The following is a 21,066-nucleotide window of genomic DNA, read 5'->3' as shown; positions in this document are numbered from 1 at the left end:
AGCGGGTGTATCTATTTTCCGAGACAAAACTGGGCAAACAGCTGATCAATTAATCCGTCATGCACATTTTCCCCGACAATTTCTCCGAGCTGTTCCCAGGCCCGGGTAATATCAATTTGTACCATGTCTACTGGTACTCCCATTTCCACGGCTTCCAAAGCGTCATTTACCGAACGTTTTGCCTGATTCAATAACCCAATATGACGGGCATTGGACAAATAATTCATGTCCGCTGCCTCCACCCCTTCATCAAAAAAGAGGTGGGCAATTGCTTCTTCAAGACTGTCAATGCCTTCATCATTCAGAAAAGAAGCGGCAATAATCGGCCGCCCAGAGGTATACTCCCGGAGTTCTTCCTCATCGACCTGTTTAGGAAGATCCGTTTTATTCATTATAACAATAACATTCATGCCCTGAACTGCCTGAAATAATGCTCGGTCTTCATCGGAGAGCGGCTCTGCACTATTGATGACAAGAAGAATCAGCTCCGCTTCCTGCAGCACCTGGCGGGAGCGTTCTACGCCGATCTTTTCCACAATATCTTCAGTTTCACGTATACCGGCGGTGTCAATTAAACGAAGCGGCACCCCCCGGACGTTTACATACTCCTCGAGCACGTCTCTTGTGGTGCCGGGCACTTCCGTTACAATTGCTTTGTTTTCATGTACCAAATTATTCATCAGGGAGGATTTTCCCACGTTCGGCCGGCCGATAATCGCTGTGCCAAGTCCTTCACGCATGATTTTTCCCTGCCGCGCCGTTACGAGAAGCTGATCGATCTCTTCGCCGACAAACGAAACATTCTCTTTCAAAACATTTGTCGTCACAACATCAGCATCAAATTCAGGGTAGTCAATGTTCACTTCCACATTGGCTACTGTTTCAAGAAGCTTCTGGCGAAGCTTACGGATGCGTTCAGAAAGCCTTCCTTCAACCTGCTTTAAAGCACTCTGCATCGCCCGGTCGGTTTTAGCTCTGATCAGGTCCATGACACCTTCCGCCTGCGTCAGATCAATACGCCCATTTAAAAATGCCCGTTTCGTAAACTCTCCAGGCTCCGCCAGCCGCGCTCCCTGACTTAATACATTATCAAGGACACGATTGACCGAAACCAGTCCTCCGTGACAGTTAATTTCCACGATATCTTCTCTTGTAAATGTTTTTGGAGCCCTGAGGACAGAAATCATGGATTCTTCAATCACGGAGCCGTCCGCTGGGTCGATAATATGCCCGTAATGGATCGTATGGGTTTCCACGTCATGAAGAGATTTTTTGCCCTTATACACATGATCCGCAATATTTAGCGCTTCGTCTCCGCTCAGGCGGACAATCGCAATAGCTCCTTCCCCGCTCGGAGTCGAAATCGCGGCAATTGTATCTGTTTCCATTCATCAACCCTCCCTGGGTTTTTCTTCATCTATTAGACACACGAAAAGGACGACACCTTTTTCGGCATCGCTTTCGTCAGTTTCCTTATATGCTTCTAACTAAATAGAATATCATATGAAAGCAGTTCGAAAAAGGTTTTTATCCACATGTGGATAACCTGTGTACATCTGCCTGTTTCTTTTTAAAAAACCGCCCGGCAGTCCAGGCGGCAATTTGTCTCATTTTAACTTTTCTTTTGCACCAGGTGTAATTACTACGTGACGTCTTGGTTCTTTTCCTGAAGAAGTTGTTTCAATATTTTTATGCTGATGCAGGGCCTGATGAATAATTTTTCGTTCCGCTGCGTCCATAGGCTCAAGTTTAATTGCTTTGGCTTCCCGGAGCGCTTTTCCGGCCATCCGCTCTGCAAACCTCTGCAGCGATTCTTTTCGTTTCCCACGGTAATTTTCAGCATCAAGTACTATATGCTGCTTGGCGTCAGCATGCTTATTGGCGGCTGTATTCGTAAGATGCTGGAGCGCATCGAGGGTCTTTCCACGCTTTCCAATCAGAAGGCCGAGAGAAGAGCCTTTGATCTCCATCGCGGTATGCTTTCTTGAGATCTGTACTTCCACTTCTGCTTCTACGTTCATAGCCTGAATCAGATCTTTTAAGTATGCAGCCGCTTCCTCCACAGGGTCGATTCGAAGGGATACTTCTACGAAAGCCTGCTTCGCTCCAATGCCGAGAAATCCTTTTCTTGGTTCTTCAAGCACCTGGTACTCGATACGGTCTATTGTTGTTTCCCATTCCCGCACAGCTGTATCTAAAGCTTCTTCTACTGTTTTCCCCGAAACCTTCATCGATTGGTTCACCGTTACCCCGCCCTCCTCGTTCCTTACGTTTCTTAAGTACCCGATTTTCGTTTATTACGGGCATGTATATGCTTATGCTGCACGTACATGTATGTGTAAAGTGATTTTGAGTTTATTTACGCACGGTCCTTGTAAACAATTTCTTCAGCACCAGCAGAAATCCCTCTATTTTAAAAGTATTTTTCGCCCCCAGCCGCTGCCGGCCAGAAGCGAAAACAACTTTGTGTCTACTTGTTGGGCTTTGCTTTACCTGAGTTTAACAAACCGGCTTTTTTAAATACATGGGTCAGACTTTTTTTTGTTTCATGGTAATCCATATCCGCTACCGGTTTCCTCGCTATTACTACCAGGTCATAGCCTCCGGGGATCCGGGGCTCAAGCTCCGATACAGCTTCACGCAGATAACGCTTGATCCGGTTGCGCATGACGGCGTTTCCCATCCGTTTGCTGACGGTAAGTCCTGCCCGGTAATGAACCTGTTCCTCTTTTTTTAAGGTATAAAGCACAAATTGCCGGTTGGCAAAGGAAGTTCCGTGCGCAAAAATATAGCTGAATTCGTGATTCTTTTTTAAACGATTGTGCTTTTTCATCACCCGGTTCCCCCTTTTCCTATAAAAACCACCGGCATTTTTATTTTTCTTTCCGGCTGAAGACAGAAAAAAAGACCACTGGATAAAATCCGTGGCCTTCTTATGCAGATAATACTTTTCTACCTTTACGACGACGATTTTTCAAAACCTGACGACCGTTCTTTGTTCCCATTCTCGCACGGAAACCGTGTACTTTTTTACGCTTCCGGTTGTTAGGGGTAAATGTTGGTTTTCCCATAGTGTATCGCACCTCCTTAAGGAGTAATAAACGTTCGAAAACATTCCCGTAAATTATATAGAGAATAAGAAAAACTGTCAACCACCCCCTGGCCGATACCGCTGGCTGTGTTTCCTGCATTTGTGCACAGCAATTCTTTTCTGCTGTGTGGATAAATAAAAGCGAACATAAAAAATGCCCACAGCATTATGAACAACCTGTACACATAATCTAGTGCTGTGGATAGTTTCTATACACAAGTTCTTGAGTTTGTGGATAAACAAATATGTTCCCGTTGTTATTCATCTTTTTATTTGCTATCATGGATTAAGTTTCTGTTAATAACATTCCATACAATGCAACCTTATCCACAGCTGTTGATAACTTTGTGGATAATTTTCCACAGCCATTGGACAATGTTATTCACAGCCCTGTGCATTATGTGTATTTCTTTTTTTACATAATTTTATTATTATTGCACAATAATTTTATAACGCATACAATATGCATCTCCCGCATATTCACTTATTGGGTTTCTTTCTTTCACCATGATAAGATAGAAGCCTTTTCTGTCTTTCCAGCGATTTGAGTCTCCAGCCAAACCATTGTATACTGCTAAACCTGTACGAGAGGAGTGCGTCCTTATTGGAAAATATTACTGATTTATGGAACCAGACATTGGAACTAATGCAGGAAAAAGTAAGTAAACCAAGCTATGAAACGTGGTTGAAAGCGACAGAGGCCTCGGATCTTCAAGGAGATACCGTAATTATTGAAGCACCGAATGAGTTTGCCCGCGACTGGCTTGAGAGCCGTTATACAAACCTGATTACGGATGCTTTAGAAGATATTACCGGATCCGCGCTGCAGGTGAAATTTGTGATCCCGCAGGCTGAAGTTCCGGTTGAAAATGAACCAGCGCCCCCAAAAGCAGCTCCGTCCGGCTCCAGCCAGGACCCTCCAAAGAGCATGCTGAATGATAAATATTCATTTAATACTTTCGTGATCGGCTCCGGGAACCGTTTTGCCCACGCTGCATCGCTTGCAGTAGCCGAAGCGCCAGCCAAAGCGTACAATCCATTGTTTATTTACGGCGGTGTCGGCCTTGGAAAAACCCACTTAATGCATGCCATCGGTCATTACGTTATTGATCATAATCCAAATGCCAAAGTTATGTACCTGTCCTCTGAAAAGTTTACCAATGAATTCATCAATGCTATCCGGGACAACAAAGCTGTGCATTTCCGGAACAAATATCGAAACGTCGATGTACTGCTTATTGACGATATTCAGTTTTTAGCAGGAAAAGAGCAGACCCAGGAAGAGTTTTTCCACACCTTCAATGCTCTTCATGAAGAAAGCAAACAAATTGTCATTTCCAGCGATCGTCCGCCAAAGGAAATACCAACGCTTGAAGACCGGCTCCGCTCCCGGTTTGAATGGGGATTAATCACTGATATCACGCCGCCGGACCTCGAGACTAGAATCGCTATTCTGCGCAAAAAAGCGAAAGCGGAAATGCTCGATATTCCAAACGAAGTCATGCTCTATATTGCCAATCAGATTGATACAAACATTCGTGAACTCGAGGGGGCACTTATCCGTGTCGTCGCTTATTCTTCGTTGATCAATCAGGACATGAATGCTGACCTGGCGGCTGAAGCTCTGAAAGATATCATTCCTACCGCCCAGCCTAAGACAGTCACCATTGAGCATATCCAGGAACGGGTGGCTACCCAGTTTCAGATGCCTGTGCCGGAATTAAAAGCAAAAAAGCGTACAAAAAGCATTGCTTTTCCGCGTCAGATCGCCATGTATCTGTCACGGGAAATGACGGATGCCTCTCTGCCGAAAATCGGTGAGGCTTTTGGAGGCAGAGACCACACAACCGTCATTCACGCCCACGAAAAAATATCAAATCTGATGTCGACAGATACAGAACTGCAAAAAACTGTCCAGGGGATCATCGATCAATTACGCACATAGGTGTGGATAACGAACCGAAGTTATACACAACTTACTCACAGGGACAAATGCCCGATTTAGCAGTTCAAATGTTATTTATCCACATTACTAACAAGCCCTACTACTATTACTACTTTAAAAACAATATATATAAAGGGAGATGACCTATGCATTTCACCGTCGATCGAGATCAATTTGTGCAACATGTACAAAACGTAAATAAAGCTGTCTCCTCCAGAACGACAATTCCAATACTGACCGGAATTAAAATCGTTGCAGCTGCTGATGGCGTAACGTTAACCGGCAGTGATTCTGATATATCCATCGAAACGTTCATTCCCACAGAGGAAAACGATAATCAGTATGTTCAGGTGCAGGAGCAGGGAAGCATTGTGCTCCAGGCCCGTTTTTTTGCGGAAATAGTAAAAAAGCTTCCAGGGGAAGAAATTGAAGTCGTCGTACAGGACCAGTTCGCGACTACGATCCGTTCCGGCTCTGTCGTATTTAACCTGAATGGTCTGGACCCAGAAGAATACCCAAGGCTTCCAAAGCTGGATGATACAAATATGTTTCATTTGCCCCAGAGCTTACTCAAGGACATGATCCGCCAGACGGTTTTTGCCGTGTCGGCCCAGGAAACGCGACCAGTGTTGACAGGTGTAAACCTTGAAAGTGAGAACGGAGAACTGATCTGTACTGCTACAGACAGCCACCGGCTTGCTCTCCGGAAAGCAAATCTCGAAGCAGGTTCGGATGCACCTGACCTGTCTAACATTGTCATTCCAGGTAAAAGCCTGAATGAGCTAAGCCGCCTGCTGAGCGATGATGATGCCACGGTGGAAATTATTATTACGGAAACCCAGGTAATGTTCCGTTTTCCGCATCTCCTGTTTTATTCCCGGCTTCTTGATGGGAAATATCCAGTCACAAAAAATATGATTCCTTCTGAAACGAAAACCGGGGTGGAGCTGTATACGAAAGAATTACTCCAGTCACTTGACCGGGCATTGCTGCTTTCAAGAGAAACAAAAAACAACGTGATCAACTTAAAAACACTCGGAGATGGAAGGGTAGAGATCAACTCCGTTTCCTCCGAAATTGGGAAAGTGACGGAAAACATCGATTGTGATAAAATAGACGGAGAAGAGCTTCGCATTTCGTTTAACGGAAAAAATATCACAGATGCCCTGAAAGTAATCGACAGTGAAAAAATTCATATTCAATTTACCGGGGCAATGAGCCCATTTGTGGTGCGGCCGACAGACCATGATCAGATGCTGCATTTATTTTCGCCGGTACGCACGTATTAAAAGTTGAACAATTATACGGCCTTTTGTATAAAACAGGAGGCCGTTTTTCTTATGTTATGCTGACAGGGAATATGAAACGAATAGTGCGATATACTGGCATTTTTCGCTTATTTTTAGTAAAATATAGAGTATGAATGAAATATGTTCGGAAACAGGCAGAAGTAATAATTATGCTTTAATATCCGGCGTCGGGAGGATCGATATGGGAGAGGCGATTAATATCACAACCGAATATATAACACTCGGCCAGTTCCTCAAAGAAGCTGGAATCATCGATACAGGTGGTATGGCAAAGTGGTTTCTCTCTGAATTCGCTGTAGAAGTGAATGGAGAAGAAGAAGCCCGCAGGGGAAGAAAGCTGTATCCAGGGGACGTAGTGGAAGTCGAAGAAAACGGAAGCTTCACTATCGGTACCGGCGAAGGATGAGCACAGGCCTGTGTATGTAAAAAACATTCGGCTCAAGCAGTATCGCAACTACGGTGATATTGCCTTGCAAATAGAGAACACTGTAAACGTTATTGTCGGGGAAAATGCCCAGGGAAAAACAAACCTGATGGAAGCTATTCATATGCTTGCTTTTGCGAAATCCCACCGGACTTCCAAAGACAAGGAATTGATTGGCTGGAACCACGAATTTGCCCGTATCGAAGCTTCGGTAGAGCGGGAGCAGCGTCATGTTGATCTCGAAGTTATTCTTTCGGCTAAAGGAAAAAAAGTAAAAAAGAATGGCATCGAGCAAAAAAAGCTGAGCGAATATATAGGCGCATGCAACGTCGTCATGTTTGCCCCGGAGGATTTAAACCTTGTAAAAGGCGGGCCGAATATGAGGCGGCGTTTTATTGATATGGAGATTGGCCAGATCAGTCCGGTGTATCTTCACGATCTTTCCAAATACCAGCGCATTCTAAAGCAGCGCAACCAGCTGCTGAAGGGTATGTTCCCCGTACCCAGCCGGGAGCAGGAATTAACACTTGAGGTCATCGATGAACAATACATCGAAGCAGCCGTGAAAGTAATCCAGCGGCGTTACGGATTTTTGCAGCAGCTTGAAGGATGGGCCTCAGAGATTCATACACGGATCACACAGGGTCGGGAACAGCTTGAGCTGCAGTATGACCCTTCCGCAAACATTCACGCGGAAATGGAAGCCTCAGCACTCGCTGAACAGCTACGGGCAGAGCTTGAGCGCCGCAGGGAAAATGAAATCCGCCGTGGACTGTCGCTGGCAGGACCGCACCGGGATGAAATGAAGCTTCTGGTTAACGAACGGGACGTACAGACATACGGGTCCCAGGGCCAGCAGCGAACAGCTGCCCTATCGTTAAAAATGGCAGAGATAGAGCTGATCCGCGCTTATGTGGGAGAGTATCCGATCCTGCTGCTTGATGACGTACTCTCTGAACTCGATCAGCATCGGCAGTCTCATTTACTTGACGCGATCCAGGGAAAAGTACAGACCTTTGTTACAACGACAAGCATTGAAAGCATCAAGCACGAGACAATCGAGCGGGCAACCGTATTTACTGCCCGCCAGGGACAATTGGAAAAACAGTAGGTGGTGAATCACATTGTTTATACATTTAGGCGACGGCACCGTAATACGTTCAAAAGATGTCATTGCGATTTTAGACAGCAACAGTCAGGACTCTTCAAGTATCACAAGACAGTTCCTGCAGGCAGTCGAAAATGACGATAAAGAGCAAATTGCAGATTCCGAAGCAAAGTCCGTCGTGGTTACGAAAGAGAAGGTTTATTTCTCTCCTATTTCTTCGTTAACGCTGAAACGCAGATCGCAGATTATTTCAGAATATGATGAATATCATGAAGAAATACAGTCAGCTAAAGAGGACTGAGCTTATAAAGACATGAAAACGACAGCATGTATTTACGGACTACACGCGAGATTTGATCCCGCAGGAAGCGAAGGTGAACAGATTGTCGATGAATCAAAATTCATATGATGAAAGTCAAATCCAGGTACTTGAAGGACTCGAAGCAGTCCGGAAGCGCCCAGGCATGTATATCGGCTCTACAACGTCCAGAGGACTTCACCATTTAGTGTGGGAGATTGTTGATAACAGCATTGATGAAGCCATGGGCGGCTATTGCGACCAAATATATATTACGATCGAAAAAGACAACAGCATCACCGTAGAAGACAACGGCCGTGGTGTTCCTGTCGGCATGCACGAAAAAATGGGCAGGCCGGCAGTGGAAGTTATTATGACCGTACTGCACGCCGGCGGTAAATTTGGCGGCGGCGGCTATAAGGTTTCCGGCGGTCTTCACGGTGTTGGGGCGAGCGTGGTGAACGCTCTTTCCGAAACGCTTGATATCGAAGTACACAGGGAAGGCGAAATTTATCAGCAGGCTTACCGCCGCGGTATCCCGCAGCACGACCTTGAAAAGGTCGGCAAGACAGACAAAAGGGGCACAAAGATCCGTTTCAAACCGGATTCGGATATCTTTGAAGAAACGACCGAGTTTGAATTTGAAACGCTCACCACCCGTGTACGGGAACTCGCGTTTCTCAACCGGGGCCTCCATATTACATGTACGGATAAACGCACGGAAGAAGAGCAGGTGCAGTCCTACCATTACGAAGGCGGTATTGCTTCGTTTGTGGAATACCTGAACCGTCAGAAGGACACTCTTCACAAAGAGCCGATTTTTCTTGAAGCGAACCGCAACGATATTCAGGTGGAAGTGGCGATGCAGTATAACAACGGATATACGAGCAATGTGTATTCGTTTGCGAATAATATTAATACCCATGAAGGCGGAACCCACGAGTCCGGATTCCGGACGGCACTGACGAGAGTTATTAACGACTATGCCCGTAAAAACAGCCTGTTCAAGGAAAACGACCCGAACTTAATCGGAGACGATGTGCGTGAAGGACTGGTCGCGATTGTCAGCGTGAAAATTCCGGATCCGCAGTTTGAAGGACAGACAAAAACAAAGTTAGGGAACGGGGAAGCCCGTACCATTACAGATTCATTATTCTCGGAGCATTTTTCGAGGTTTATGAGCGAAAATCCGGACACGGCGAGGACGATCGTAGAAAAAGGGCTTATGGCCTCAAGAGCCCGGGACGCTGCGAAAAAAGCACGGGAATTAACCCGTCGTAAAAGTGCCCTCGAAGTCAGTTCCCTTCCGGGAAAGCTGGCCGACTGCACCTCGAAGGATGCGGCGAGCAGTGAAGTATATATCGTCGAGGGCGATTCTGCCGGCGGTTCAGCCAAACAGGGAAGGGACCGGCATTTCCAGGCTATTCTGCCGCTGCGCGGAAAAATTCTGAACGTGGAAAAAGCACGTTTGGATAAGATTCTTGCCAACAATGAAATCAGAACCATTATTACAGCTCTCGGAACGGGAATCGGCAACGAATTTGATATCGAAAAGGCCCGCTATCACCGGATTATTATTATGACGGATGCCGATGTGGATGGAGCCCATATCCGGACACTTCTGCTAACCTTCTTTTATCGTTATATGCGGCCGCTGCTTGAAAGAGGATATATTTATATTGCCCAGCCACCTCTGTACAAGGTCCAGCAGGGCAAATACGTGCGCTACCTCTTTTTCGAACGTGAGCTTCAGCCTGCCCTGGCCGAGCTCCCGGCGCAGCCAAAACCGAATCTTCAGCGCTATAAAGGGCTCGGGGAAATGAATCCGACCCAGCTTTGGGAAACGACCATGGATCCGGATTCAAGAACGACGATGCAGGTTACACTTGAAGATGCAATGGTAGCCGATGAAGTGTTTGAAACACTGATGGGTGATCACGTCGAGCCGCGTCGTGACTTTATCCAGGAAAACGCGCATTACGTACAGAACCTCGACGTGTAAGAGCCGGCATTAAGGTGAAACAAAGAAACCCCCGCGGAAGATTAAAGCGGGGGTTTCTATCGAATATAGCAGAAACAGGCACTCAAGCCTGCTGGAATAGAAAGTAGGAGGTTACTGCAATGGCAGAAAACGAATCCAGAGTCACGGAGATTGGTATTGGCGAGGAGATGCGCACCTCATTTTTAGATTACGCGATGAGTGTTATCGTCAGCCGGGCCCTCCCGGACGTTCGTGACGGAATGAAGCCGGTGCACCGGCGTATTTTATTTGCAATGAGTGAGCTCGGCATGACGCCTGAAAAGCCGTTCCGGAAGTCCGCCCGTATCGTTGGGGACGTTATCGGTAAATACCACCCGCACGGCGACTCCGCGGTTTATGAAACAATGGTGCGCATGGCACAGGATTTCAGCTACCGCCATCCAATCGTTAACGGGCACGGAAACTTCGGTTCCGTGGACGGGGACGGAGCAGCGGCGATGCGTTATACCGAAGCAAAAATGTCTAAAATATCGCTTGAAATGGTCCGCGATATTAACAAAGACACAATTGATTATCAGGAAAACTATGACGGTAACGAGCGGGAGCCTGTAGTTCTGCCGGCGCGTTTCCCGAACCTGCTGGTTAACGGTACGTCCGGAATTGCGGTGGGTATGGCTACCAATATCCCGCCGCACCGTCTTGAAGAAGTTATTGACGGGGTACTCGCCCTGAGTGAAGATCCTGATATTACGGTAGAAGAGCTGATGGAATATATCCCTGGTCCGGATTTCCCAACAGCTGCTTCCATTCTAGGCCGCTCGGGTATCCGCAAGGCTTACCAGACAGGCAAAGGATCAATTATTATCCGTTCGCACGCCTACATTGAAGAAGATAAAAAAGGCAAGGAAACAATCATCGTAGATGAGCTGCCATACCAGGTGAATAAAGCCCGGCTGGTGGAGCGTATTGCAGAGCTGGTTCGCGATAAAAAAATCGACGGTATTACTGATCTTCGCGACGAATCAGACCGTAATGGCATGCGGGTCGTTGTGGAAGTACGAAGAGATGCCAACGCCAACGTTATTTTAAATAACCTATACAAGCAAACGGCGCTGCAGACGAGCTTTGGTATTAACATGCTGGCTCTTGTGAACGGCCAGCCGAAGGTGCTTAACCTCAAAGAATGTCTGTATCACTATCTCGAGCATCAAAAAGTAGTTATCAAGCGACGGACTGCTTTTGAACTTCGAAAAGCAGAGGCCCGTGCCCACATTGTTGAAGGTCTGCGGGTGGCGCTTGACCATCTGGATGCGGTGATTGAGCTGATCCGGGGATCGGAAACAACGGAGATCGCAAGAAATGGTCTGATGGACAACTATGATTTGAGTGAAGATCAGGCACAGGCTATTCTTGATATGCGACTGCAGCGTTTAACCGGCCTTGAAAGAGACAAAATTGAACAGGAGTACCGGGAGCTGATGGAGCGCATCCGGGAGCTGAAAGAAATTTTGGCTAACGAAGAGCGGGTGCTCGAAATTATCCGGGAAGAGCTTACCGAAGTGAAGGAGAAATTCGGTGACGACCGTCGGACACGTCTGGAAGCCGGAGAGAATTCCATCGAAGATGAAGACCTTATTCCGCGGCAGGACGTAGTAGTCACTATTTCGCACCAGGGCTACATTAAACGTATGCCGATTGATACGTACAGGAGCCAGCGCCGCGGTGGACGGGGCGTACAGGGAATGGGGACGAATGAGGATGACTTTGTAGAGCATCTGCTGACGACCAATTCCCACCAGACGATTCTTTTCTTTACCAACAAAGGGAAAGTATATCGTTTGAAAGCTTATGAAATTCCTGAATTAAGCCGTACGGCTAAAGGGATTCCGTTAATTAATCTGCTTCAGATCGATAAAGGTGAATATATCAGCACGGTAATTCCGATCGAGGAATTTTCAGAAAACGCCTATCTATTCTTCCTGACGAAAAAAGGAATTTCGAAAAGAACTGTGCTGTCGGCCTTTTCAAACATCCGCAAGGGCGGCCTGTTCGCTATTAACGTCCGGGAGGACGATGAGCTTCACGGCGTGCGTCTCACCTCCGGCGACGATTCCTTAATTATCGGCACAAAGCAGGGAATGTCCATTCACTTTGATGAAGAGGACGTGCGCTCGATGGGGCGGACGGCTTCCGGAGTTAAAGCCATTTCCCTTCGCGAAGATGACGAAGTAGTAGGTATGGATATTTCAGTAGAGAATGAAATGATACTAATGGTAACAAACAAAGGATACGGGAAGCTTACCTCAATTGAAGAATTCAGTAAGCAGAACCGGGGCGGCAAAGGGTTAAAAGCGATTAAACTGACAAGCCGCACAGGGGAACTCGCAGCGATGCGTTCGGTGCCATTGGACATCGACCTGATGGTGATGACCATTCAGGGAGTGGTGATCCGTATGCAGGTAGGCGATGTTTCGAGACTCGGGCGGTACGCCCAGGGTGTACGCCTCATCCGTCTTGATAAAGGCGAGGCTGTTTCTACAGTGGCGCCCGTAATTGAACATGAAGCCATCGAAGAAGAAAACGTTCCAGCAGAATCAGAGGAAGAATAGTTTGAAGCCCAGCCGTATTTTAAACGGCTGGGCTTTTTTTCGTGGAAAATGGAATTTTATTCTAAAAACCTTCATAAGAATAGGGAAAGTAGTGGTATTTTCCGGGGGAAATAGTAAAATATAAGTATTATATTAGGAGAAATGGAGTGGTCTCCATGCGGATACATATTAATCAGGCAGTGCCTGGATGTGTTCTGATGAACGATATCTATGCAGTGAACGAAACACCGGTGGTCAGAAAACAAACGGCGCTGACAGAGCAGTTAGTCGATATTATCAAACAGTTTCTTGTGGAGTATATTGAAGTAAAGCCGGTGCTTGTCAACGGTGATCCCTTTTCACCAGATGAAGAGACTGAGACAGCCATGCGGCATCATCAGCCGAGATTTGAAGACGTTTATGATGCAGCGGTAGAAGCGCATGAAGCCATGTGGCGCTCATGGACAGCCGGAGCCCCCATTGAAATGAAAAAAGCTCGTGCCGTTGTTGCTCCTCTGCTCGAGGATATTGAAGAAAACGCTTCTCATATATTTACCAGCTATCAGTTTGCAGAACAGGAAAAGTACGAGAGTCATCATGCGGTATCGGTGGCGCTTTTAGCTGCGCTGCTGGCTAAAAAGCATGGCTGCAGCCGAAAGGAATGGCTCGGGGCGGCGCTCGCCGGGCTCTTGTGTGACGCTTCCCTGGCCAGAGTTTCTGCCGCAGAACGTCAGAAGGCGGGAAAGCATCCGATTCAGAGCTACCAGATGGCAAAGGCTACCGGGATGCTCAGTGATGAGGTATTGCTGGCTATTTTGCAGCACCACGAACGTGAGGATGGAAGCGGGTATCCATTCGGGATGAAAAGCGGCAAAATATATGTGCTGGGCAGTCTTGTAGCAGCGGCGGACATGTATCACGCCATGGCAAGCGAGCGGTTGGAGAATGAGGGGAAATCGGCTTTTCATGCCATGCGTGAGCTGACGGTGCAGTCGTTTGGAAAGCTGCCCCCCGCCGTAGTCGAAACATTAACAGAGCAGTTCATTACTGTAATGACTGGAAAGAAAGTGCAGCTCGCCGACGGCAGCTCTGCTTCGATCGTGCACCTGGACCGCCGTGAAATAGAATATCCGCTGGTTCAGCTTGATAAAGACGGTCAGGTCGTCCAGCTAAACGAAAAGTCAGCCATCCACCATGTGATCTAGCATGGTGGGTACAGCTTTGAAATCCTTTACATAATTATTAGCGCCTGTTTATAAATTTTCGGAAAAATAAAACATATTCCTTTTACTTCTGAGACTGGCTCAAACGTGATAAGATATTAGAAATAAATATAGTTACAGGCAGCAGGACAGTGAGAAATCCTGTAAAACCAACCATTTTGAAGGAGGAAGATTCGTGCGAGCAGATAAGTTTTCCCAAGAAGGTCTAACATTTGATGACGTTTTATTGTTACCGGCAAGATCTGATATTCATCCAAGGGATGTATCAGTACGGACATCGTTAACCGATAAGCTTCCTTTAAATATTCCTGTTGTAAGTGCTGGAATGGATACAGTGACGGAAGCAGATATGGCGATTGCGATGGCACGGGCCGGCGGTCTCGGTATAGTGCATAAAAACATGTCTATCGAAGCCCAGGCAGAAATGGTGGATCAGGTGAAGCGCTCAGAAAGCGGAGTTATTACGAATCCTTTCTTCCTTCATCCGGACCATCAGGTGTTCGATGCAGAACATCTAATGGGAAAATACCGCATTTCCGGCGTACCGATCGTTGACGAGAATCAAAAGCTGGTGGGAATTATTACGAACCGCGATCTCCGCTTTATCGAAGACTATTCGATTGGAATCAAAGAAGTGATGACCGCCAACAATCTCGTTACAGCGCCAGTGGGGACCACGCTTGAGGAAGCGGAGGATGTACTGCAGAAACACCGGATTGAAAAGCTTCCGCTTGTAGAAAAGGATGGCACCCTGAAAGGCCTGATTACGATTAAAGACATCGAGAAGGTAATCGAATTCCCTCATTCGGCAAAGGATACCCAGGGAAGACTGCTCGTCGGAGCGGCTGTCGGGGTGAGCGCCGATACGGATAAACGTGTGGAAGCTCTGGTTAAAGCAGAAGCCGATGCAATTGTGATCGATACTGCCCACGGTCACTCCAAAGGCGTCCTCGACAAAATTGCAGAAATCCGCAGCAGCTATCCTGATGTTGTGCTGATAGTTGGCAATGTGGCCACAGCTGAAGGAACCAGGGATTTAATTGAGGCAGGCGCCGACATTGTAAAAGTCGGCATCGGCCCGGGCTCCATATGTACAACCCGCGTAGTAGCCGGCGTTGGCGTTCCGCAGATCACCGCTGTATATGAGTGTGCAGAAGAAGCGGATAAGCATAACGTACCGATTATTGCCGACGGCGGAATCAAATATTCCGGCGATATCGCCAAAGCTCTGGCTTCCGGTGCTCATGCAGTGATGCTCGGCAGCCTTCTTGCAGGAGTGACAGAAAGTCCTGGAGAGCGTGAAATTTACCAGGGCCGCCAGTTTAAAGTTTACCGTGGCATGGGCTCAATGAGCGCTATGGAGCAGGGAAGCAAGGACCGCTATTTCCAGGAAAACAGCCAAAAGCTTGTACCTGAGGGCATTGAAGGCCGTATTCCTTATAAAGGCCCGCTGAAGGATACGATCCACCAGCTGCTTGGCGGCTTGAGGGCCGGTATGGGCTACTGCGGCACTCCGACCATCTCATCTTTGCGTGAAGATGCCCGCTTCGTGCGAATTACCAATGCCGGCCTGCGGGAAAGCCATCCTCACGACGTGCAGATTACGAAAGAAGCACCAAACTACTCTTCCTAAGAACGAAAGACGGGGGCCGGCGGCTCCCGTCTTTTTTATGCCAATAGATATTTCCCGGGAAATATCTATTGATGTTTTCGAGTGCAGGCGGCTTTATAAAAGGAACAATGGCAGGTATGTTTTAAAATGGGGCTGTGGTAAAATATGCGATAGCAAAACACCACGGAGGTGCAGAGATTGAGGAGAAATAAGTTGAAAACAGCAGGTGTTTCCTGCGTGGCGGCTGCAGCCATCTGGACGTTCGGAAGCTTGCCAGCTCAAGCGGCAGAGCCTGAGATAGAAGCAAGCGCTTCTATTATGATAGATGCAGATACAGGACAGGTAGTTTTTGAAGATAATACCGATGAACTGCTTTCTGCGGCCAGTATGTCCAAAATGATGACAGAATACATAGTAAACAAAGCAATCGAGGACGGAGATATCAGCTGGAACGACGAAGTAGCAATCAGCGATAAAGTCCGCGAGCTTTCTCTTCAGACAAATTTATCAAACGTCCCTCTTCGCCAGGACGAAACCTATACAGTGGAAGAGCTCTACGAGGCTATGGCCATTTATTCCGCGAACGGAGCAACGATAGCTCTGGCAGAACATATCGAGGGCAGCGAGGCAGCTTTTGCTGACCGGATGAATCAGCAGGCCGGAGAGCTTGGTATGGAGAAATATGAATTCGTGAATGCGACCGGACTGAATAATTCCACGATGATGGGTTATGCACCGGAAGGCAGCGAAGAAAATGCAGAAAACATGATGTCGGCAAACGATACGGCCCTTTTGGCTTACCATCTTTTGGATGAGTATCCTGAAGTGCTGGAGGTGGCTGGCATTCCGAAAAAAACATTTAAAGAAGGCACGGAAGAACCAATCGATATGGTTAACTGGAATAAAATGCTTCCAGGGCTCGAACAGGAGTACGAAGGAGTGGATGGCCTGAAAACAGGGACCACTGATCTGGCCGGCAATGCTTTTACCGGGACGATTGAACAGGACGGAAACAGATATATATCGGTAGTGATGAACGCAGAAACGAAAATGTCGCGCTTCACAGAAACGGCTAAACTGTACGATTATGCCGAACGCGAGCTTGAAAGCCGGACACTCGTGGAGAAGGGCGCAGAAATCGATGGGGAATCATCCATTGAAGTTGAAGGCGGCCAGGAAGAAAGCATAGACGTGACAGCTGGAGAAAAGCTGGAGCTGATTTCATCGGAGGAAATAGAACCGGAATATGAAATTGCCATATCCAAAAATGAAGCCCCGATCGAAAAGGGGGAAGAGGTTGGAACAGTGGTCGTCACTAACAGCGAAGCCTCGTATGTGCAGGGCGGGACGAGCCGTACAGAAGTGCCTCTGACAGCAGGTGAAGCCGTGGAGGAGCGCGGATGGTTTGGAAATATTGTGCAGAGCATCGGCAACCTGTTCAGCAGCTTCCGGCACGCAGATGCTGATAAATAAAAGCCGGCAGAAAAGCTTTTTCAGCTGCAAACAAGATACTTTATCCGGACATAGTATAGTGTTACAATAGGGCTACTGAGTGTTATTATTACACCGCCAAATCGGTGGCAATAGATAGAATAATGGAGCTGGAGGGCTGAAGTATGGCAGAGAGAGGAACAGACCGCGTTAAAAGAGGCATGGCTGAAATGCAAAAGGGCGGCGTTATTATGGACGTCGTTAACGGAGAACAGGCGAAAATCGCCGAAGAGGCAGGAGCAGTAGCTGTCATGGCACTGGAACGGGTGCCATCGGATATTCGTGCTGCCGGGGGCGTAGCCCGTATGGCAGATCCTACAATTGTTCAGGAAGTGATGGACGCTGTATCGATTCCTGTAATGGCAAAAGCCCGTATCGGCCATATCGTGGAAGCCCGGGTGCTCGAATCGCTGGGCGCTGATTATATTGATGAAAGCGAAGTGCTTACACCGGCGGACGATGTGTATCATATGGATAAATCAGAATATACGGTGCCGTTTGTCTGCGGAGCTCGTGATCTCGGTGAAGCGACCCGCCGTATTGGCGAAGGGGCTTCCATGCTGCGGACAAAAGGAGAGCCGGGTACCGGCAACATCGTGGAAGCAGTACGCCATATGCGTTTGATCCAGTCTCAGATTCGTAAAGTGATCGGCCTCTCAAAGGACGAATTAATGACAGAAGCTAAAAACCTTGGTGCTCCGTACGAACTGCTGCTTCAAATTCGCGAAGAAGGACGTCTTCCAGTCGTTAACTTTGCAGCAGGCGGCATAGCAACACCGGCTGACGCTGCTTTAATGATGCAGCTCGGCGCCGACGGCGTATTCGTAGGCTCCGGTATTTTCAAATCCGAATATCCGGATAAATTTGCCCGGGCCATCGTAGAGGCGACGACTCACTATGAAGACTATGAGCTGATCGCTAAGCTGTCCAAAGGGCTGGGTACTGCGATGACCGGGATGGATATTTCCCAGCTTGAAGGCTTTGACCGCATGCAGGATCGCAGCCAGTAATATAATTACAGGGGGTTTTTACTCATGATGAAAATCGGCGTTTTAGCTCTTCAAGGCGCTGTTCGTGAACATGTCAAAAGTTTAGAGGCCCCTGATACGGAAATTATTATCGTAAAACGGCCGGAACAGCTTGAAGAAATTGATGGACTGGTCTTTCCAGGCGGCGAAAGCACGACGATGCGGCGGCTGGTGGAAAAATATCAGTTTTTTGAACCGCTGCAGTCATTTGCCAAAGCAGGAAAACCAGTGTTTGGCACATGCGCCGGCTTGATTTTAATGGCGACCGATGTAGTAGGCGAACCGGAAGGCCATCTCGAACTGATGGATATGACGGTTCAGCGTAATGCCTTTGGACGCCAGCGTGAAAGCTTTGAAACTGAGCTTTCCATTCGCGGAGTCGCGGATGATGTGGAAGCGGTATTCATCCGAGCCCCGTTAATTACGGAAGTTGGACAAAATGTCGAAGTGCTTGCAGAATATAAAGATGAAATCGTGGTGGCACGGCAGGATCATCTGCTTTCCTGCTCCTTTCATCCGGAGCTGACGAACGACCGCAGATTTCATCAGTATTTCGTACAGATGGTACGTGAAGCACAGGCGGCAGTAAATGTGTAAATACAATCGCGTTGATGGACAATAGTACTTTTGCATTTTTCTTCAGAGAGTCGGTGGCTGGTGCGAACCGATGAAAGTGTAAAAGGAATCCCGTCCGGAGTAAAACGGTGAACGTAAGTAGCCGTTTTCGGCTCGTCCCCGTTAACGGATGAGAGAAGAAGCCGGCAGTAACGTTTACTGCAACGAGGGTGGCAACGCGGGAAATTAAAGTCTCGTCCCTGATTCACAGGGGCGGGGCTTTTTTATAATATATAAACAGCTACTATACGAAGGAGGAATCACCTATGCTAGACCCTAAACGATTGCGAAATGATTTTGATGCAGTAAAAGAGCAGCTTTCAAAGCGAAATGAAGATATCAGTGAACTGGATTCTTTTGAAGAACTTGACCGGGAACGCAGGGAGCTGATCCAGGAGACGGAGGAGTTAAAACAGCGGCGTAACACCGTCTCCGATGAAATCGCAGCTAAAAAGAAAAACAAAGAAGACGCCGATGAATTGATTACGGAAATGCGGGACGTATCAAGCAGAGTTAAAAAACTGGATGAGCAAATCCGTGAAAAGGATGAACGCCTGCAGCAGATTCTGCTTTCGATTCCAAATGTTCCACATGAAACAGTTCCGGTCGGCGAAGATGAATCGGATAACGAAGAGGTAAGAGCCTGGGGAGAGACGTCGGTATTTGATTTTGCCCTGAAGCCGCACTGGGAGCTTGGCGTAGAGCTGAATATGCTTGATGCTGAGCGGGCGGCAAAAGTAACCGGAAGCCGGTTCATGTTTTACAAAGGAGCCGGGGCTCGTCTTGAACGGGCGCTGATTCAGTTTATGATGGATCTGCACAGCGATGAACACGGCTATGAAGAATTGATCCCCCCTTATATGGTGAACCGCGACAGCATGACCGGTACCGGCCAGCTGCCAAAATTTGAGGAGGATGCTTTTCAAATCCGGGAAGAGGACTATTTTCTCGTACCAACGGCAGAAGTGCCTGTCACGAACATGCACCGCGAAGAAATTCTCGCGGGACAGGAGCTGCCGAAAGCCTATACTGCGTTCAGTGCCTGCTTCCGTTCTGAAGCAGGCTCAGCAGGGCGCGATACTCGCGGCTTAATCCGCCAGCACCAGTTTAATAAAGTGGAGCTTGTACGGTTTACGACACCGGAAGATTCCTATGAAGAGCTTGAAACATTAACTGGCCATGCGGAGAAAGTACTGCAGCTGCTCGAGCTTCCGTATCGCGTGATGAACATGTGCACGGGAGACTTAGGCTTTACGGCAGCAAAGAAATATGACATCGAAGTATGGCTTCCGAGCTATGAAGATTACAAAGAAATTTCGTCCTGCAGTAATTTTGAGGATTTCCAGGCCAGGCGCGCAAACATCCGCTTTAAGCGGGACCGCGATGCGAAAACAGAATTTGTGCATACGCTAAACGGCTCAGGGCTTGCGCTGGGACGAACAGTGGCAGCGATTATGGAAAACCATCAGCAGGAGGACGGCAGCATTAAGATTCCTGAAGTGCTTCGCGGATATATGGGCAACAAAGAGTATATTACAGCAAAATAAGCAGACTTCGATAAAACTCTGGACGCTTTAGGCGGCCAGAGTTTTTTATAGTTATGCAAAATACTTTCGAAGATACGATTGTAATGAAAGCGATTACATTGTAGTATGGGAAGTATCTTCGGGCTGTTTTCGAATCATATAGCGTTATATAATCTTACAAAAAAATTCATAAAATTCTTTCACGAATATTGCAATAATAAGAACAATTACTTATAATTACGTTAATCCACCCGGGGAAATGTTACGAAATTACTAAATTAATCTGCGGTTGACTCGGTGATTCGTAATAAAGGATGCAAGGTCATCAAGGTGAGAATGGGAAAAAGAGAAGGGATGCCAATGAGCGTTTCATTAGATCAGGTAGATATGTCGATACTCGGATATCTGCAGGCTAACGGCAAGGAATCATACAGTGAAATTGCCCGCTGTCTGGGAGTGAGTGAGGGGACTGTTCGTTCAAGAATTAACAAAATGCTCCGGCACAATGTCTTTGAATTTATCATACACACCAATCCGAACAAAATTGGGCTAGATGTGCAGACGATCATCGGGCTGAGCACAAAGCTCGGGATGCAGGACGAAATTGCGAGTAAGCTTCAGCGCTTTTCCGAAGTGCGATTTGTCGGTGCTTTCTCTGGTAATCATGATTTAATTTTACAGGCTTATTTTAGAAATAACGAGGATTTAGTGAATTTTGTTAACAGAGATTTAGCACAGATCGACGGAATTTTGAACGCCGATGTAAACGTTGAATTAAAACAGTATAAGGATTCGTTTTCTTACCTTACTCCTGAATGAAAATAAA

The 21,066-nt window shown here is 47.2% G+C and carries 18 protein-coding genes and 1 other annotated feature; of the genes, 14 read left to right on the top strand and 4 right to left on the bottom strand.

All coding sequences use genetic code 11. From position 1 onward, the window contains the following. Positions 1-11: 11 nt before the first annotated feature. The 4 genes from mnmE to rpmH all read right to left on the bottom strand — a co-directional run bounded on the left by mnmE (position 12) and on the right by rpmH (position 3,071). Positions 12-1,388, bottom strand: coding sequence for a tRNA uridine-5-carboxymethylaminomethyl(34) synthesis GTPase MnmE (gene mnmE / locus ACTRXF_RS03115; protein ID WP_322525348.1), 1,377 nt, complete (start codon positions 1,386-1,388; stop codon positions 12-14). 219 nt (positions 1,389-1,607) lie between these two features. Next, positions 1,608-2,243 (bottom strand): RNA-binding cell elongation regulator Jag/EloR, encoded by a 636-nt coding sequence (gene jag / locus ACTRXF_RS03110; RefSeq protein ID WP_474261230.1) that lies wholly within the window; start codon positions 2,241-2,243, stop codon positions 1,608-1,610. A 227-nt stretch (positions 2,244-2,470) separates the two neighbouring features. Next, entirely contained in the window at positions 2,471-2,833 is a 363-nt protein-coding gene (gene rnpA, locus ACTRXF_RS03105) for a ribonuclease P protein component (RefSeq protein WP_474261229.1), read from the bottom strand. Between the two features lie 100 nt (positions 2,834-2,933). Continuing rightward, complete coding sequence (gene rpmH / locus ACTRXF_RS03100; protein ID WP_079474470.1) at positions 2,934-3,071, bottom strand: 50S ribosomal protein L34; 138 nt, start codon at positions 3,069-3,071, stop codon at positions 2,934-2,936. Between the two features lie 624 nt (positions 3,072-3,695). Here rpmH and dnaA point away from each other — a divergent pair. The 14 genes from dnaA to ACTRXF_RS03030 all read left to right on the top strand — a co-directional run bounded on the left by dnaA (position 3,696) and on the right by ACTRXF_RS03030 (position 21,059). Continuing rightward, the gene (gene dnaA, locus ACTRXF_RS03095) at positions 3,696-5,036 is read left to right on the top strand and encodes a chromosomal replication initiator protein DnaA (protein ID WP_474261228.1); all 1,341 of its coding nucleotides are present in this window, start codon (positions 3,696-3,698) and stop codon (positions 5,034-5,036) included. A gap of 146 nt (positions 5,037-5,182) precedes the next feature. Next, the gene (gene dnaN, locus ACTRXF_RS03090; protein WP_474261227.1) at positions 5,183-6,325 is read left to right on the top strand and encodes a DNA polymerase III subunit beta; all 1,143 of its coding nucleotides are present in this window, start codon (positions 5,183-5,185) and stop codon (positions 6,323-6,325) included. A gap of 202 nt (positions 6,326-6,527) precedes the next feature. Next, on the top strand, positions 6,528-6,752 hold the full coding sequence (yaaA, locus tag ACTRXF_RS03085) for a S4 domain-containing protein YaaA (protein WP_022792944.1): 225 nt from the start codon (positions 6,528-6,530) through the stop codon (positions 6,750-6,752). 10 nt (positions 6,753-6,762) lie between these two features. Beyond that, positions 6,763-7,881 (top strand): DNA replication/repair protein RecF, encoded by a 1,119-nt coding sequence (gene recF, locus ACTRXF_RS03080; protein WP_474261226.1) that lies wholly within the window; start codon positions 6,763-6,765, stop codon positions 7,879-7,881. 13 nt (positions 7,882-7,894) lie between these two features. Further along, a complete protein-coding gene (gene remB, locus ACTRXF_RS03075) occupies positions 7,895-8,179 on the top strand; it encodes an extracellular matrix regulator RemB (protein ID WP_022792942.1) in 285 nt (94 codons plus the stop codon). A gap of 82 nt (positions 8,180-8,261) precedes the next feature. After that, on the top strand, positions 8,262-10,178 hold the full coding sequence (gene gyrB, locus ACTRXF_RS03070) for a DNA topoisomerase (ATP-hydrolyzing) subunit B (protein ID WP_474261392.1): 1,917 nt from the start codon (positions 8,262-8,264) through the stop codon (positions 10,176-10,178). A 119-nt stretch (positions 10,179-10,297) separates the two neighbouring features. Beyond that, positions 10,298-12,766, top strand: coding sequence for a DNA gyrase subunit A (gene gyrA, locus ACTRXF_RS03065; RefSeq protein ID WP_474261225.1), 2,469 nt, complete (start codon positions 10,298-10,300; stop codon positions 12,764-12,766). Positions 12,767-12,921: 155 nt separating this feature from the next. Then, positions 12,922-13,950, top strand: a complete 1,029-nt coding sequence (locus ACTRXF_RS03060; protein WP_474261224.1) for an HD-GYP domain-containing protein — start codon at positions 12,922-12,924, stop codon at positions 13,948-13,950. Between the two features lie 193 nt (positions 13,951-14,143). Continuing rightward, positions 14,144-15,601 carry an IMP dehydrogenase gene (gene guaB, locus ACTRXF_RS03055; protein ID WP_322525339.1) on the top strand — a complete coding sequence of 486 codons (1,458 nt, stop codon included), beginning with the start codon at positions 14,144-14,146 and terminating at the stop codon, positions 15,599-15,601. Between the two features lie 192 nt (positions 15,602-15,793). Then, the gene (locus tag ACTRXF_RS03050) at positions 15,794-17,053 is read left to right on the top strand and encodes a D-alanyl-D-alanine carboxypeptidase family protein (RefSeq protein WP_474261223.1); all 1,260 of its coding nucleotides are present in this window, start codon (positions 15,794-15,796) and stop codon (positions 17,051-17,053) included. Between the two features lie 143 nt (positions 17,054-17,196). Continuing rightward, positions 17,197-18,081 (top strand): pyridoxal 5'-phosphate synthase lyase subunit PdxS, encoded by an 885-nt coding sequence (gene pdxS / locus ACTRXF_RS03045; RefSeq protein WP_474261222.1) that lies wholly within the window; start codon positions 17,197-17,199, stop codon positions 18,079-18,081. 24 nt (positions 18,082-18,105) lie between these two features. Next, positions 18,106-18,696, top strand: coding sequence for a pyridoxal 5'-phosphate synthase glutaminase subunit PdxT (pdxT, locus tag ACTRXF_RS03040; protein ID WP_474261221.1), 591 nt, complete (start codon positions 18,106-18,108; stop codon positions 18,694-18,696). A gap of 2 nt (positions 18,697-18,698) precedes the next feature. Further along, positions 18,699-18,919: a binding site (T-box leader), on the top strand. A 61-nt stretch (positions 18,920-18,980) separates the two neighbouring features. Continuing rightward, positions 18,981-20,261, top strand: coding sequence for a serine--tRNA ligase (gene serS, locus ACTRXF_RS03035; protein ID WP_474277756.1), 1,281 nt, complete (start codon positions 18,981-18,983; stop codon positions 20,259-20,261). Positions 20,262-20,600: 339 nt separating this feature from the next. Then, positions 20,601-21,059 (top strand): Lrp/AsnC family transcriptional regulator, encoded by a 459-nt coding sequence (locus ACTRXF_RS03030; RefSeq protein ID WP_022792933.1) that lies wholly within the window; start codon positions 20,601-20,603, stop codon positions 21,057-21,059. Positions 21,060-21,066: the final 7 nt, after the last annotated feature.

The organism is Marinococcus sp. LNHM3E3-2.2, from assembly GCF_056034385.1.
The sequence above is the reverse complement of the archived record's forward strand: the minus strand, read 5'-3'. Positions and strand labels throughout refer to the sequence as shown.